The sequence below is a fragment of the Nonomuraea sp. NPDC051191 genome, assembly GCF_044455665.1.
In the GTDB taxonomy this organism is placed as follows: Bacteria; Actinomycetota; Actinomycetes; order Streptosporangiales; family Streptosporangiaceae; genus Nonomuraea.
On sequence record NZ_JBITEZ010000013.1, the window covers coordinates 156223 to 168530 of the forward strand.

At 66.6% G+C, this 12308-nt stretch carries 18 protein-coding genes and 1 tRNA gene; 10 read left to right on the forward strand and 9 right to left on the reverse strand.

What is annotated here, in order from left to right:
- Positions 1-67: 67 nt before the first annotated feature.
- Both ACIA8R_RS34820 and ACIA8R_RS34825 read left to right on the forward strand, forming a co-directional pair.
- Entirely contained in the window at positions 68-1117 is a 1050-nt protein-coding gene (locus ACIA8R_RS34820) for a trypsin-like serine peptidase (RefSeq protein ID WP_397042131.1), read from the forward strand.
- Between the two features lie 62 nt (positions 1118-1179).
- A complete protein-coding gene (locus ACIA8R_RS34825) occupies positions 1180-1677 on the forward strand; it encodes a diadenosine tetraphosphate hydrolase (RefSeq protein ID WP_364102372.1) in 498 nt (165 codons plus the stop codon).
- An 8-nt stretch (positions 1678-1685) separates the two neighbouring features.
- On the opposite strand, the gene ACIA8R_RS34830 is transcribed toward ACIA8R_RS34825, so the two are convergent.
- On the reverse strand, positions 1686-2498 hold the full coding sequence (locus ACIA8R_RS34830; RefSeq protein ID WP_364102375.1) for an inositol monophosphatase family protein: 813 nt from the start codon (positions 2496-2498) through the stop codon (positions 1686-1688).
- A gap of 41 nt (positions 2499-2539) precedes the next feature.
- Positions 2540-2875 (reverse strand): hypothetical protein, encoded by a 336-nt coding sequence (locus tag ACIA8R_RS34835; protein ID WP_357706412.1) that lies wholly within the window; start codon positions 2873-2875, stop codon positions 2540-2542.
- Positions 2876-3113: 238 nt separating this feature from the next.
- Between ACIA8R_RS34835 and ACIA8R_RS34840 the strand changes: the two genes are divergently transcribed.
- The 6 genes from ACIA8R_RS34840 to ACIA8R_RS34865 all read left to right on the forward strand — a co-directional run bounded on the left by ACIA8R_RS34840 (position 3114) and on the right by ACIA8R_RS34865 (position 7058).
- The gene (locus ACIA8R_RS34840) at positions 3114-4178 is read left to right on the forward strand and encodes a hypothetical protein (protein ID WP_397042132.1); all 1065 of its coding nucleotides are present in this window, start codon (positions 3114-3116) and stop codon (positions 4176-4178) included.
- A gap of 41 nt (positions 4179-4219) precedes the next feature.
- Positions 4220-4681, forward strand: a complete 462-nt coding sequence (locus ACIA8R_RS34845) for an NUDIX domain-containing protein (protein WP_357706417.1) — start codon at positions 4220-4222, stop codon at positions 4679-4681.
- Positions 4682-4748: 67 nt separating this feature from the next.
- Positions 4749-5213 (forward strand): GNAT family N-acetyltransferase, encoded by a 465-nt coding sequence (locus tag ACIA8R_RS34850; protein WP_397042133.1) that lies wholly within the window; start codon positions 4749-4751, stop codon positions 5211-5213.
- A 155-nt stretch (positions 5214-5368) separates the two neighbouring features.
- A complete protein-coding gene (locus ACIA8R_RS34855; RefSeq protein ID WP_357706421.1) occupies positions 5369-5920 on the forward strand; it encodes a sigma-70 family RNA polymerase sigma factor in 552 nt (183 codons plus the stop codon).
- Positions 5917-6498 carry a hypothetical protein gene (locus ACIA8R_RS34860; protein ID WP_364102388.1) on the forward strand — a complete coding sequence of 194 codons (582 nt, stop codon included), beginning with the start codon at positions 5917-5919 and terminating at the stop codon, positions 6496-6498. Before ACIA8R_RS34855 ends, ACIA8R_RS34860 begins: the two co-directional genes overlap by 4 nt.
- A gap of 182 nt (positions 6499-6680) precedes the next feature.
- Positions 6681-7058 carry a hypothetical protein gene (locus ACIA8R_RS34865; protein ID WP_364102391.1) on the forward strand — a complete coding sequence of 126 codons (378 nt, stop codon included), beginning with the start codon at positions 6681-6683 and terminating at the stop codon, positions 7056-7058.
- 140 nt (positions 7059-7198) lie between these two features.
- Here ACIA8R_RS34865 and ACIA8R_RS34870 read toward each other — a convergent pair whose 3' ends face one another.
- On the reverse strand, positions 7199-7774 hold the full coding sequence (locus ACIA8R_RS34870) for a hypothetical protein (protein ID WP_397042134.1): 576 nt from the start codon (positions 7772-7774) through the stop codon (positions 7199-7201).
- Between the two features lie 127 nt (positions 7775-7901).
- Here ACIA8R_RS34870 and ACIA8R_RS34875 point away from each other — a divergent pair, with 127 nt between their 5' ends.
- Positions 7902-8447, forward strand: a complete 546-nt coding sequence (locus ACIA8R_RS34875) for a DUF4240 domain-containing protein (protein ID WP_397042135.1) — start codon at positions 7902-7904, stop codon at positions 8445-8447.
- 132 nt (positions 8448-8579) lie between these two features.
- Here ACIA8R_RS34875 and ACIA8R_RS34880 read toward each other — a convergent pair whose 3' ends face one another.
- Positions 8580-9086 (reverse strand): hypothetical protein, encoded by a 507-nt coding sequence (locus tag ACIA8R_RS34880; protein WP_397042136.1) that lies wholly within the window; start codon positions 9084-9086, stop codon positions 8580-8582.
- Positions 9087-9313: 227 nt separating this feature from the next.
- Between ACIA8R_RS34880 and ACIA8R_RS34885 the strand changes: the two genes are divergently transcribed.
- Entirely contained in the window at positions 9314-9766 is a 453-nt protein-coding gene (locus tag ACIA8R_RS34885; RefSeq protein ID WP_397042137.1) for a hypothetical protein, read from the forward strand.
- A 265-nt stretch (positions 9767-10031) separates the two neighbouring features.
- Here the strand turns inward: ACIA8R_RS34885 and ACIA8R_RS34890 are convergent, their stop codons facing one another.
- From ACIA8R_RS34890 to ACIA8R_RS34910, 5 genes are all read right to left on the reverse strand, one after another.
- The gene (locus tag ACIA8R_RS34890) at positions 10032-10541 is read right to left on the reverse strand and encodes a hypothetical protein (protein WP_397042138.1); all 510 of its coding nucleotides are present in this window, start codon (positions 10539-10541) and stop codon (positions 10032-10034) included.
- A 75-nt stretch (positions 10542-10616) separates the two neighbouring features.
- Positions 10617-10895: a hypothetical protein gene (locus ACIA8R_RS34895; RefSeq protein WP_397042139.1), complete on the reverse strand. Its 279-nt coding sequence runs from the start codon at positions 10893-10895 to the stop codon at positions 10617-10619.
- A gap of 83 nt (positions 10896-10978) precedes the next feature.
- Positions 10979-11404, reverse strand: a complete 426-nt coding sequence (locus ACIA8R_RS34900; RefSeq protein WP_397042140.1) for a hypothetical protein — start codon at positions 11402-11404, stop codon at positions 10979-10981.
- A gap of 10 nt (positions 11405-11414) precedes the next feature.
- The gene (locus ACIA8R_RS34905) at positions 11415-11564 is read right to left on the reverse strand and encodes a hypothetical protein (protein WP_397042141.1); all 150 of its coding nucleotides are present in this window, start codon (positions 11562-11564) and stop codon (positions 11415-11417) included.
- A gap of 615 nt (positions 11565-12179) precedes the next feature.
- A tRNA-Gly gene (locus tag ACIA8R_RS34910) sits at positions 12180-12253 on the reverse strand.
- Positions 12254-12308 lie beyond the last annotated feature (55 nt).

A 12308-nucleotide genomic window follows, 5' to 3' on the forward strand; every position in this document is an offset into this window, starting at 1 on the left:
GTAACGTCAGCCCTCGGTGGCGATCGTATGTTCGAAAAGTCGCCCCCTAAGTAGTGGAGAGGGCAAGATGAAGACAACACTGGGCGTGTTAGCCGTCGGCCTCCTGACCTCCGGCCTCATGGCCGCGCCGGTTGCCGCGTCGGCCAGCACGGACTTCTATCTCCTGGCCACCACGCAGACGTCCGCCGTCGAAGTAGCCGAGTTCTGGCTGGGCGACAGCGGCGCCAACCTGACGAACGCCACCCCCTACAGTGTCCAGACCGTCATCGACAAGGTCATTCTCGGCGGGCCTTACAGCGCCGACGGCAAAGCCGGCGTCGTCCCGCCGGTACTCCCACCCGACGACGCCGGGGGCACCGGCGACGGGCCCGCCGGCACGGGCAAGGTCTTCTTCGTCGGCGCCGACGGCCAGCCGCACTGGTGCACCGGCACGGCCGTACAGTCGCAGTACCGCAACCTCGTGGCCACCGCCGGCCACTGCGCGTACGACACACAAGGACCCGGCGGCGGCCTCGACAAGTGGGTCTTCATCCCCGGGTACTCCGCCGGCACGGCCCCCTCGGGCCTCTACGTCGGAAAGACGGCCTTCACTCACTACGATTTCTCGTCGTACAACGACTACGACCGAGATTACACCTTCGTCACCGTGTACAACGGCGTCGTCCCCTCCTCTTCGGGCGGGCTGGTCGACACCGGAAGGCTGGTCGACAAGGTGGGCGCACAGGGCCTGGCCTGGAACCAGCCACGCGATTCCTCGGTCGACATCTTCGGCTTCCCGGCCGGCGCCCATCCCGACGGCACACACCCGCGAACGGGCGACACGCTCGAAAGCTACAAGGGACGCATGTCCGTCGCACGCGCACCCGCCCTGAAGGCCGAGGAGCTCAACACCGTGGACTCCACGTTCGCCGGTGAAGGCTCCCTCGGCTCCTCCTGGCTGTTGCGCTACGACAAGAGCAGCCGCGCGGGCTACCTCAACACGATCACCATCAGCGTCGCCGACACCGACCTCGACCTGCGCTACGACAGGAGCTTCTCACCGTACTTCGACGGCGAACTGGCCTCGGTCTACTCGGACGCCGGAACGCAGTGGAGCGGCTCCATCGTCGTGCCGTAGGAGACCCGGGGCCCGCTTCCGCCCGAGCGGCTCTTGATCGTTCACTTGTAGGGTCGGGCGGCATGAGTGGTGAATGGCGGCAGGACAGGATCGGCAGCGCCTTGGCGGGCGGGAATCCCACGGTGCTCAGGCGGCTGGACGCCGGTTTCGCCGTGATCGGCGACACCCAGTTCCTGCCGGGATACTCGGTTCTCCTGACGGACGAGCCCGGCGTGCAACGACTGTCCGACCTGCCCCGGGCCAGGCGGATGGCGTTCCTGTCGGACATGGAGCTGCTCGGCGAGGCGGTCGAGCGGGCCTGCGGCGCGCTGGACCCGGCGTTCCGGCGGGTGAACCTGGAGATCCTCGGCAACACCGACCCTTTCCTGCACGCTCACGTCTGGCCGCGCTACGAATGGGAACCGGCCCACCTGGTCGGCCGGCCGGTCTGGCTGTATCCGCCCGACAGCTGGACCGACCAGCGGTTCGCCCTCGGCCCGCGACACGACCCGGTGCGTGAGGAGATCGGCCGGCGACTCGGCGCGCTGTACGCGCAACACGGGGCCCGGGCAGGCGGCTGAAGCTGGACCTATTCGGAAGTCCCGCCGTGGAGAAGGGCGGTGCTGAGCAGCTTCAGGAGGTCGGCGGCGAGGGCGGGGCTCACCGCGATCGTCGCCTGGGAGCTCATGGTGTGGGGGCTGCCGTCCAGGTCGACCACCAGGGCTCCGGCCTCGCGGGCGATGACGACGCCCGCCGCGGTGTCCCACGGGTTGTTGCTGAGCATGATGTTGGCGTCGACCTTGCCGTCGGCCACCCAGGCGAGGTCGATCGCGGCTGAGCCGAGCATCCTGACGCGCTGGACGCGAGCGGCCAGTTCCTCGGTGAGGGCGAATCGGGGCCGGTTCCGTTCCGGTGCGTCCTCGCCCACCGCGTAGTCGCCCATGGCGACGATGGCGTCCCGCAGGTTCCGGGCGCCGCTGACCTGGATGGGCGATCCGTCGGCCGTCGCCCCGACGCCTTCGGCGGCCGAGTAGCGGACGTTCAGGAACGGCAGCCCGATGACGCCGAGCACGGGAAGGTCCCCGTCGATCAGGCCCAGGGAGACGCCGCACAGGGGGATGCCGTGGAGGAAGTTCGCCGTGCCGTCCACAGGGTCCAGCACCCACGTCAGGCCCTCGCCCGCCCGGCCGGCGCCCTCCTCCTCGCCGAGGAAGCCCACCTCGGGCGTCTCGCGCGACAGGAACTCCCGTACGGCGTGCTCGACGGCGAAGTCGACCTCGGTGGCCATGTCGCGGTCGCCCTTGGCGGTGACGACGCCGGGGGCCCTGGTCGTGATGATCTCGCCGGCGATCGTCGCGGCCCGCTCGGCGAAGGGCAGCAGCGCCCGGACGTCGATGCTCATTCAGCTGTCTCCGCTCTCACGCAGGTGTCCGGACGCCGTCGTCAAGGCAGCTCGCGGCGTACCAGGGCCGTGGCGAACGGCTCCCCGGCGGCCCGTGCGTGTGCCATCCGCGCGCGAGCCTCGCCGAGCGTGCGCGGCCGGTAGCCGGGCCCGCCGCAACAACTCTTGTGGAACCCGACGCCCGCGTGCAGCAACAGCGAGAGCACCCGCCAGGCCGCGGTGTCGCGCCTTCGCGGCGCCGCGAAGGCGGAACCCACATGGATCAGCGACTCGCCGCACCGCGGGCACGACCGGCCCTTGTCGCCAGGAAGCGGATAAGGCTGCTTGTACGAGGCACGGCACGGCAGGCAGACGAACGACGTCTTCGCATGACCCATGCGCCCAGCGTAGCCCCGCGCCGGGGCCGGCCCGAGGTCCCACCAACCCTCCCTCCGTCCCCGCAGGAGGAAGGGCGCGCGGCCCGTCACCGTCCGGGTGCGCGCCACCGGCCAGGACGTCGCCGTCGAGGTCTCCGACCAAGGGCCCGACCCGCTATGTGGACTTCACCTGAGACCAGGACCGCCGTGCGTGATGGTCGAATTGCGTACTTCGGGATCAGGGGCTTCGATGAACTCCGTGTTCCGACCGTTCTCCGCGTCCGTACGCCGACATCGAGCGCTCGTCCTCGTTCTCCTGATCACGTGCCTCGGACCGCTCGCGCTGACGGGCTGCACCGGATCGGACGAGTCGCCGTCGCTGCCGCCCGCCGGTGTCTACGAGCACGACGCGGCGAGTGAGAACTCGCAGGCCGAGCCGGTCCGGGCCAGCGGTACGGCCTGGGCTCTCACCAGGCCGTTGAGGGAGGTCGGCTGGTTCTGCGCACAGGTCCGTGCCAATGCGGACGGGCGTGCCGTGTGGTGCCGGATCGGGCGGCGTAACGAGGAGGGCACGGTCCACCCGCAGACGGCGCACTTCCTGCTCGACCGCAATGACCGGCTTGCCTGGGCGTGGTTCCCGACCACCCAGGCGGACTACGAGGGGAACCCGATCGCCGTCACCGCCGCGCTGGCGCTGACCGCGATCTGGCCCGGCACCGAGGTGCGGGAGGAGATCGACGACTTCGACAGCGATCTCCGCACCGCCATACCGCGACCGGACGACGACGATCCCCGGACAGGGTGGCGGGACACGTACGCGGTCTACAGCTACGACCCGCTCGACGGACTCGTCGTCACCTCCCGGGACGCCTCCCTGCGCCGCTGGCCGTTCGGGTCCGAGCACTACGCGACCACGATGAGCTCGGCTGTCGACGATCTTCTGGCCGGTGGTTACGACTGCTTCTATCCTCCTCAGACGAGCTGCAACCGCCCTCAGTCGAACGGGGACTTCCGTGTCAACCTCCGTGGCGACCAGATCGTCATGGCGCGGTTCGGCATCGGCAGCCGGCTGAAGTCCGGGCGGCAACGACACCGCCTCACCGAGGAGTTCCCGCACGGCCTCACCTTCCTGGCCGAGGCGGTCCGCCGTCCGGTCACGGAGCGCATCGAACAGTCCCGGAGGTCCGGTACGGGCTTCGTCGGCATCGTGGCCGGAACCATCGTGATCATCGACGCGCGAACGAACTTCTTCGGCAGAGGCGATCTGGTGGGGTACTTCGACATCCAGATCGGCGCCCCCCTGGCCGCGACCTTGCCCACCTGAACGCGCCCGTCTCCGCCGGCCCGAATCGTATGATCCGTCTCATGCCGATCCCCAGAGCGGTCGCCGTGGTCGTCGACGGCACACGAGTCCTGGTCATCAAGCGGTTCTTCCGGCGCGAACCAGGCGTCACCTGCGGCATCTGCGAGGCCCGCGGCCGTCGGGAGGCGCAGTGTCCAGGGCACCACTACGCGCTTCTTCCAGGGGGCCACGTGGAGGACGGCGAGTCGCCGGAGAGCGCGGCCGTGCGTGAACTCCACGAGGAGACGACCCTCACCGGAGAGATCGACCGGCTGCTCCTCACCGGCCTCCACGCCGACCGGCCCGCCTTCTACTTCCTCATGCGGGACGTCAACGGCGTTCCCTCGCTCTCCGGCGAGGAGGCGCTGGAACACGGGCCGGACAACACCTTCGAGCTCAGATGGGCGAGCGCCGCCGAGTTCGAGCAGCTGAACCTGTACCCCGCCGACGTGCGCGGGCCGCTCACGGAGCTGCTGCACGGCTGACCCCGCGCGCCGAGCCCCTCGATGTCCGGGACGTCCGATATGACGGTCTCGCCCCTATGGTTCTCCCATGAACGAGTCGCTACGGCTGGCGCCGATCACCCCGGCGAACGTTGAGCTGGCCATCGCTGTGCAGGTCCGGCCCGACCAGGAGCGTTTCGTCTCGCCGGTGGCGAACTCCCTCGCAGAGGCCTACGTGCAGCCACAGGTGGCCTGGCCTCGCCTCATCCTGGACGGTGATCGTCCCGTCGGGTTCCTCATGGCCTTCCTCGACATCGACTGGAATGGCAAGGGGGTCGACTTCCGGTCAGGCCTGTGGCGCCTCAACGTGTCCGCCGAGGCGCAGGGACAGGGCGTCGGACGATTCGCCGTCAGAGCCGTGGCCGCCGAAGTCAGGCGTCGCGGTGGCGGCCAGATGTTCGTCACGTGGGAGCCGGGAGAAGGCGGCCCCGAAGACTTCTACCGGAAGCTCGGATTCCAGCTCACCGGCGAGGAGAGCGGCGGCGAGAAGGTCGGCGTGCTGGACCTTCACTGAGTATCCGGAGGGCAGGCTCCTCGTGAAGGGGCGTCTCGTGGCACTCAGGCTGTCCACGAGAAGGCCGGTAGGTCATGAGGACGTCTGACCTGCGGATGTAACCCTTTTGTCGGTTCTCACCAAGCAGGGGCGAATCGATGAAGGGAGCATGACCGGTGCGTCGTAAACAGGCGAAGATCGCCACAGATCCTGTGGCCTTCGAGGCCTTCTACCGGCGGAATGTCGATGCGGTCACCCGATTCCTCGCCCGCCGCGTAGACGACCCGCACACTGTCGCCGACCTGGTGGCCGAGGTGTTCGTGGCAGTGCTCGACTCGGCCCACACCTACCGAGGCGAGCTGGGCTCCGAGATCGCCTGGCTTTATGGCGTGGCACGCAAGACGATCTCCGCCGAGCGGCGGAGGGCGTACAAGCAGTACCAGCTGACGGATCGGGTGAGCGGGCGGCGCACGCTGGCCACCGACGACGTCACCAGGCTTGAGGAGCGCATAGACGCGGAGCGGAACGCCAGGCAGGTGTTCGAGGCCATGGCCGAGTTGCCGCAGGGGGAGCGCGCGGTACTGGAGCTGGTCGTGATCGACCAGCTCACGGTCACGGAGGCAGCGCTCGCCCTCGGTATTCGGCAGAGCGCCGCCAAGGTACGCCTGCACCGCGCTCGCCGGACATTGCGGAACCTGCCCTTCGTCATGAGTGGAGCATCAGGATGACATTCGAGGAGCACCTGCTGATGGAACTGAAGGCCGAGATCGCGGACCGCACCGAGCGACACCGCCGCGTCACCCGACGACTGTACGCAGGAGGCGTGGTGGGCCTCCTCGCCGCGGCGGCCGCGTTCGCCGTCCCCATGCTGACGGGGACGGAGACCTCCGCGTACGCCGTGAGCACGAACGCCGACGGCACAGTGCGAGTGGAGATCAACGAGTTCAAGGACGCCGACCAGCTGGAGCAGGACCTGGGCGCGGCAGGCGTCACGGCCGACATCACCTACCTCCCGCCCGGCAAGGAGTGCAAGACCGGCAGAGGGAAGACGGTGGGCGCGGTGACGGCCCTGGGACCGGGCGCCGACGCGGCCGCCCGCATGCGCGACGGCGGCCTCGACATCGATCCCCGGAACATCGGCAAGGACCAGACGCTGGTGCTGGAGTTCGCCGGCAACGACAAGGAAACCAACGAGACGCGTAAGCAGAACACGTTGTGGCGACTGACGGGATCGATGATCAAGGGGCAGGTCGGACCATGCGTCGCGATCGATGACCCGAGTTGGAAGAGCGGCAACAAGAGCTGATCTGAGTCGGCGTCCACGAGAGCCAGTGGAAACGATCGAAGCCGGGTCGAGGACCACCCCTTGACCTGGCTTCTCGTTCTCGAAGCGAGCGACAGGAACCGAACCTGCGCCGTCAGCCTGGAATCGCGTCGATCACGCGGTGACTCTTGCTTCGGCTTTCCCGGACGTGGTGCGCTTCCGTTGTGAGTCACGAACGCTATCCGGGCCGGCTCTCCTTCCCCCTGCGCTTCCCGAACCGCCGTTTCCGGATCTGGAGCTACGTGCCCACGCACAGCGGGCTCGTTCTACGGACGGAGTTCGAACCGAATACGCCGCACATCGAGCTGCTGTTCCAGGATGTGCGCCAGATCAACCTGCCCGCGATGATGCCGGACGGGCTCGTGGTGGACATCGAGCGCACGAACGACGACGATCCGGACGGCGTGACCTTCCTTCTTGGAAACGACCACTTCTCCGGCCACGTGCGCGCCGGCTACCTGTTCCTCGACCAGGAAGAACGATCAAAATACAGCTCCTTCTCGCTCTTCCACGGCTACCTGCGAAGTGATTTCGAGCATTGATCGGCCAGGCGTCGCGATGGAGCGTGACGGGCCATCGCCAAACCCTGGGCAAGGCCGACGAGGACGCAGGCCGCGCCCCTCAACGGTACGGAGAAGTAGCAGCCACAAGCACCGCTTCGCGGCGTACTGCCGCGTCTGACCTACTCCACCCACCACCAGCCGTCGCCCAGATCTCGTACGGGGACGCCCAGGTCACCGGCGGCGGTCTGGACGATGGTCTTCGGGGTCGGTGGGGCCGGTAGATGGGCGATCCCGCGGCCGCTCTCCGCGCGCCAGTCCTCGAACACCGGCAGGTAAAGGACTTCTCCTTGCTGCCGCACCTGGCCATCCATCGACAGGTACTCCATCCACCATGGCACCGTGAGTGGTCGGCCGTTCTCGTTCTCCGCCACAAGAGCGGCGAACTCGTCCCCGTGCAGCCAGAACTGACTGTCGATGTAGAGGGTCTGCCAGTCGGCCCTGAAGATGACCGCTCCCAGGAACACCGTGATCGTCAGCATGACGAAGGACCGGGCATGCGCCTTGAGCGACAGGTTGGCCATCACCGCAGTGAAGGACCATAGAGCGGCCCACAACCAGGCCGCTGTGGTCACCAGCTTGCTGAACCACCAGATCGTCTGGAACATCGGCAACGACAGGTAGGACGCGACGGTCAGCGCAAGCCATCCGAGTACCGCCATGATGACTGTCCACTTGGCCCAGAGGGGCTCCTTCATCACGGGAAGCATGGATGCAGTTTGTGGCTGCCGGCGAGACGCGACCAGATCTACCGACACACCCACACATCATGTGCACGACTTCTCCACACCGTGTTGTCAGCCGAGCCTGGCACCATGCGGCGTCATGGACGTCGACGAGTTCTGGCTCTTCCTTCAGCGGTCCCGGGAGGTGACCAGTGATCCTGATGAGCGCCTACGGTGGCTCGGCGTCCACCTTGCGCGGAGTCCGCTGTCCCGGATCGTCGACTTCCAGATCCTTCTCAACCAGATACGACGACGATCCGACACCTACGACATGTGGGAAGCGGCCAACCTGATCTTCGGAGGCGACTGCTCCACCGATGGCTTCTGGTACTTCCAGGCATGGCTGATCGGGCTCGGCCGCGACACCTTCGACCTCGTTGTAACCGATCCCGACAATCTCGCCGACGTGCCCGAGGTCCGACGACTGGCAGAGCGCTCCATGCGGGAGTGGACCGGTGAGTGGCCGGAGTGGGAGGCGTTGAGCTACGTGGCCGCCGGAGCCTACGAAGAGGCCACCGGCGAACAGGAGGGCGTCTACGACGCCATGGCAAGGCGTGGCCACAGGGACCAGAGCGATCCCCATCCCACGGGCTTTCGTGGAGTTCCCGAAATCCGACGGAGGCGGTTCGGAGGTTGCCTCGTCTGAGCCGCATCTTTTCGTTGGGTGCGTCAGAGCCCTGATGCTCATCCATGAGAGCACTCGATCCTGCTGTCACCCCGGGAATTACAGGAATCTTGGCCTGCCGGGCGTTTCCAGATCCACTGTTCGGGATGTCGACTAGCCGGGGATCCACCAGCAGTAGAGCAGTTGGTCGCTCTCCTTGGCTCTCCGCGCCAGCGCGACGAGCTCTCTGACCAGGTCGAGCGCGTGCTCATCGTCGAGGCCGAAGGGATGTTCATTCAGCCATTTCTGGGCCACTTCGGGTAGCCGGGTGTCATCGACCTCGGCGAGTGTGTCCCGTGCGCTCATCGACAGTTCTTGGATCTCGGGTCCGTCGTGGTAGAGAGAGCCCTCCGGCAGCGCCAGCCATTCGTCCTCGGTCTTTGGCGCCCCTTCCGGCGGAGGGTACAAGGTGATGGTCTCGACCAGGTCGTTGGAGTAGGGGACCTCTCTGATGGCGGCCACGAGGTCGCCGAGGCATCCAGTGGGATCGATCCACCTGGTCTCCACGACATCGAACACTGGAGCGTCCGGTAGGGGCTTGGCCGGTGCCCGTAACTGGCCCGGCCGCCAGGTGGCTGTGGCGCGATCGGGTGCGCGGTAGTAGTCGTGCATGGCGCTCATGCCTACGCTCCTGGGACGAGGGTGTGATCGTGAATCCGGCTGATGGCACGCCAGGGGTTCGGAGATGCGCCCGAAAGTACGGGCAGGCGGCAATCCAGATCGTCGAGCACCCCCAGACGGCGGAAGGCCAAGCCCATAAAAGGCGATCGCGGGCTGCTTTCGTACGGCGGCATACACCTCCGCTGGCGGCGCACGCGAGCTGGGGACGGAGCTCATACGATCACCTGGTGGGCACAATTCGAAAAGAACAGATACACAGATTCGCGGCAACAGTCTTGGCCGCGACGCTCGCGGCAGGCTGCTCGATGCACAGTGTCGCTGATACGAGGACGCCGGCCAAACCCGCCGGGTCACGATTAGCGAGCCCGAGGTCATTCTTAACCGATCTGACCGAGGTGGTGAAGCAACGGATAATTCTGCACCACGTCGGCGAGGAGGATGGCGAATGGCGGACGTCAGTAAAGGTGGGAAACAACTACCAGGTGGCCGTCGACTGCGTCGGAGCTGTCGGGCAGCTGGAGCTCTCGATCGATTCTTCATCATTCCCCCGCAAGTGCTCGACCGGATTCAATGTGGTGAAGGTCGGCGGTTTCCCCAGGCAGGAAGCGATGCCCCGCCAACTGGTGGTGAAGGCGCCGCCGGGAGCCAGGTGGGCTCTGCTGATCGCCGAGCGGCCATGAGACGCCCCGGCCCACTCGCCGACGTCAAGCAGCCCAGCCCTTCGATCGCCCTCAACCCCGTACGGCGACAAGCCACAGCGCGATCGTTCACCCGCGTTGGGACGACGGCGGGAACCTGGGGTCACGGAGACAAACGTGCAGCCCCGACAGGAGGAACGACCTTGTCCCCGTGGCCCTGGTCTGCTCGGCTCGTCCAGGGCGATGGCGGCGGAGGTGATCCGGCTTCCCCCTCCGCCACCCACGGCCCATACAGCGAACCCTGCGATCATCTGGGAGCAGGAGCATCCCCGCCGGCGGCGTGGAGGACCCTCCGCCGGAGCTTCCCGCAGTGGAGTCTTCCGCGGATGCCACCATCACCGAGCTGTCCAAGACACACCGTCTGGGCCTCGTGCGATTCGCCACGAGCGTCGCGCCATGCCTGGTGAGCGGCGTAGATCCTGCGCAGTCCGTCGTGCTCCTCGCTTAATGCCAGAAAGTCATCCAGGCATTGCAGCAGCGTCTCGACGGCGCGGACGTCAGTGTCGGCGTCCATGTCGCGCGTGCTCTTCGGGCCCTCCGGCTCGGTCAGACGCAGAACGAGGCTCCACCAGACCAGGTTGTCCCCACACCCGACACGGGTCACCAGCCATTCCCTGAAGCCGGTGAGCAGGGTGCCGGCGTTTCCCTGATCACAGCCTGCGACAAACGCAACGACGCTGGTGAAATCCGCCCGAGGCAGAAACATAAGTGGCCGATTACGGAGCGCGGAGAACAGCTCCCGGTAGCTCCCGATCACCAACCCGCTTCACCGCCTGTGTGTCTGTCTGCCTGCTTGCCGATCCTGCCCTGCCGGGCCTGTGGTGCGATTTGACTACGCCCGCCGACGAATGAAGGCCATCGGAACGCAAGTCAATGTGCTGATGGCCATCAGCGCTAAGCAGGGTAGTGCGTCGATTCGAATGTTCATCTCCGGCTGGTAGGTACTCATGTACCACTCGTCCAGCGCAGCCAGGAACCAGGCGGCTGCCGGCCACAGGAAATAGTGGGCGTGCCGCTGCGTGCGTCGAAACGCCAAGAACAAGGTGACGAAGATGACTCCACCCAGCGTTAGGGGGATTGTCTGATACAGCATTCCGATCAGGTTGTCCACGCGAAGACCTCAGTACGTAGGGTGTGAAGCTCCGCCACTGTAGATTTGTTGCGGCCCGCGCGCACCTCCCCCGCCTGACGCTCCTATGTGCAAGGGCGTTGCGCGGAGTTTCGGCTCGAGCCGTGCTGGTCGGAGGACAAGGCGAGGTAGGCGGCGCCAGCCGAGTTCTGGACGTTGGTCCATTCAGGATGGTCGAGATACGCGTTGTCCGGAGCGGTTGGGCCGAGGTCGTCGAGTACGTGCAAGAGGGCGTCGACCACCGTCTGCACGAGGTCGGCTTCTCGTTGATCGAAGAAGAGATGGGGGATCAGGGCTCGTGCGCCGTGCTGGTCGATGAAGGTGTCGTCGATGAGCCAGTGCACGGCAGCGGTGAGGTCCGGCCGTCCTTTCCCGGATCGCCAGTGTTGGTCCTGGTAATCGCGGTCACTCAGGGCTCGCAGTGATTCGAGCACGTCCTTGCGTCGCTCTGGCCACTGCACGGGTTGTCTGCCCGGATGTTCTTCCTCCACGGGCGCCAAGCTACCGGGGGCCTGTCGATGTCGGGTTGCCCAGGCGCTCCACCCATTGCCGTAGCTGGGCGTTCTCCTGTTCGAGTCGCTTCTTGCTGCCGAACAGGCCGCCGCTCCTGCGTTCGGCCAGCTGCGGTGTGTCCGGAGGTCCTGTGGGCATCTCCTCGAGGACCCAGTGCTCCCAGTCGACGGGAGCTGGTGGCCACGACGGATCCGGCTGCCATCCCTGCGGCGGCTTCCACCCGCTGGGTGGAACCGGCCATCCAGGGGGAGAGCTGAACCGGTACTCGGGCAAAGGCCCTCCTCAGGTGTACGCGACGGCCATGCGCAGGTGAGATGGCCGTGGGCGGCATCCGGGTTACAGGATGCAAGCATTCATGGGCGTCTTTCCGATCAGGGCGTAGCTTCCGTGGGTCCTGGTCGGGTGCGTCGGAGTCCCGACTCGGCGACCCTCTGCTTGGTGCACCTGACTGGTCACTGCGCAGTCAGGCCACTCTCGCGGACTACATGCATTGATCGACAAGGCATTGCGACGGAGCGTGCCGGGCCCATCGTCAACCTCTGAGCAAGCTCGTGGAGGAAGCGAGGACGCAGGCCGCGCGGTGGGGAGTTCGAGGGGCGGTAGCCCCTCGCCATCTGGCGAAGCCTCAAGGAAGGCAGTCCGAGCGAAGCGAGGCCGGTCAGGGGTGGGCATCGGCAGCCCCACCCGGTAACCGGGCAACGGGTGGGTGGCGTCTGCCGGGGGAGCCCTCGAAGAGGCGGAGTGCTGAGGAGGTGGAGCGGGTGACGGGAATCGAACCCGCGCTGTCAGCTTGGGAAGCTGATGTTCTGCCATTGAACTACACCCGCACGAACCGAAGTGCGCGTCCCCCACTGTAGCGGAAACTTGCCCCCCAACAGCAAA

What these genes read in the sequence shown, in the direction of transcription:
- ACIA8R_RS34870 (WP_397042134.1), bottom strand. Translation starts at nt 7,774, where the DNA reads ATGAAGGAGCCCCTCTGGGCCAAGTGGACAGTCATCATGGCGGTACTC.
- ACIA8R_RS34830 (WP_364102375.1), bottom strand. Translation starts at nt 2,498, where the DNA reads ATGAGCATCGACGTCCGGGCGCTGCTGCCCTTCGCCGAGCGGGCCGCG.
- ACIA8R_RS34835 (WP_357706412.1), bottom strand. Translation starts at nt 2,875, where the DNA reads ATGGGTCATGCGAAGACGTCGTTCGTCTGCCTGCCGTGCCGTGCCTCG.
- ACIA8R_RS34875 (WP_397042135.1), top strand. Translation starts at nt 7,902, where the DNA reads ATGGACGTCGACGAGTTCTGGCTCTTCCTTCAGCGGTCCCGGGAGGTG.
- ACIA8R_RS34905 (WP_397042141.1), bottom strand. Translation starts at nt 11,564, where the DNA reads ATGCCCACAGGACCTCCGGACACACCGCAGCTGGCCGAACGCAGGAGC.
- ACIA8R_RS34880 (WP_397042136.1), bottom strand. Translation starts at nt 9,086, where the DNA reads ATGAGCGCCATGCACGACTACTACCGCGCACCCGATCGCGCCACAGCC.
- ACIA8R_RS34845 (WP_357706417.1), top strand. Translation starts at nt 4,220, where the DNA reads ATGCCGATCCCCAGAGCGGTCGCCGTGGTCGTCGACGGCACACGAGTC.
- ACIA8R_RS34850 (WP_397042133.1), top strand. Translation starts at nt 4,749, where the DNA reads ATGAACGAGTCGCTACGGCTGGCGCCGATCACCCCGGCGAACGTTGAG.
- ACIA8R_RS34860 (WP_364102388.1), top strand. Translation starts at nt 5,917, where the DNA reads ATGACATTCGAGGAGCACCTGCTGATGGAACTGAAGGCCGAGATCGCG.
- ACIA8R_RS34825 (WP_364102372.1), top strand. Translation starts at nt 1,180, where the DNA reads ATGAGTGGTGAATGGCGGCAGGACAGGATCGGCAGCGCCTTGGCGGGC.
- ACIA8R_RS34820 (WP_397042131.1), top strand. Translation starts at nt 68, where the DNA reads ATGAAGACAACACTGGGCGTGTTAGCCGTCGGCCTCCTGACCTCCGGC.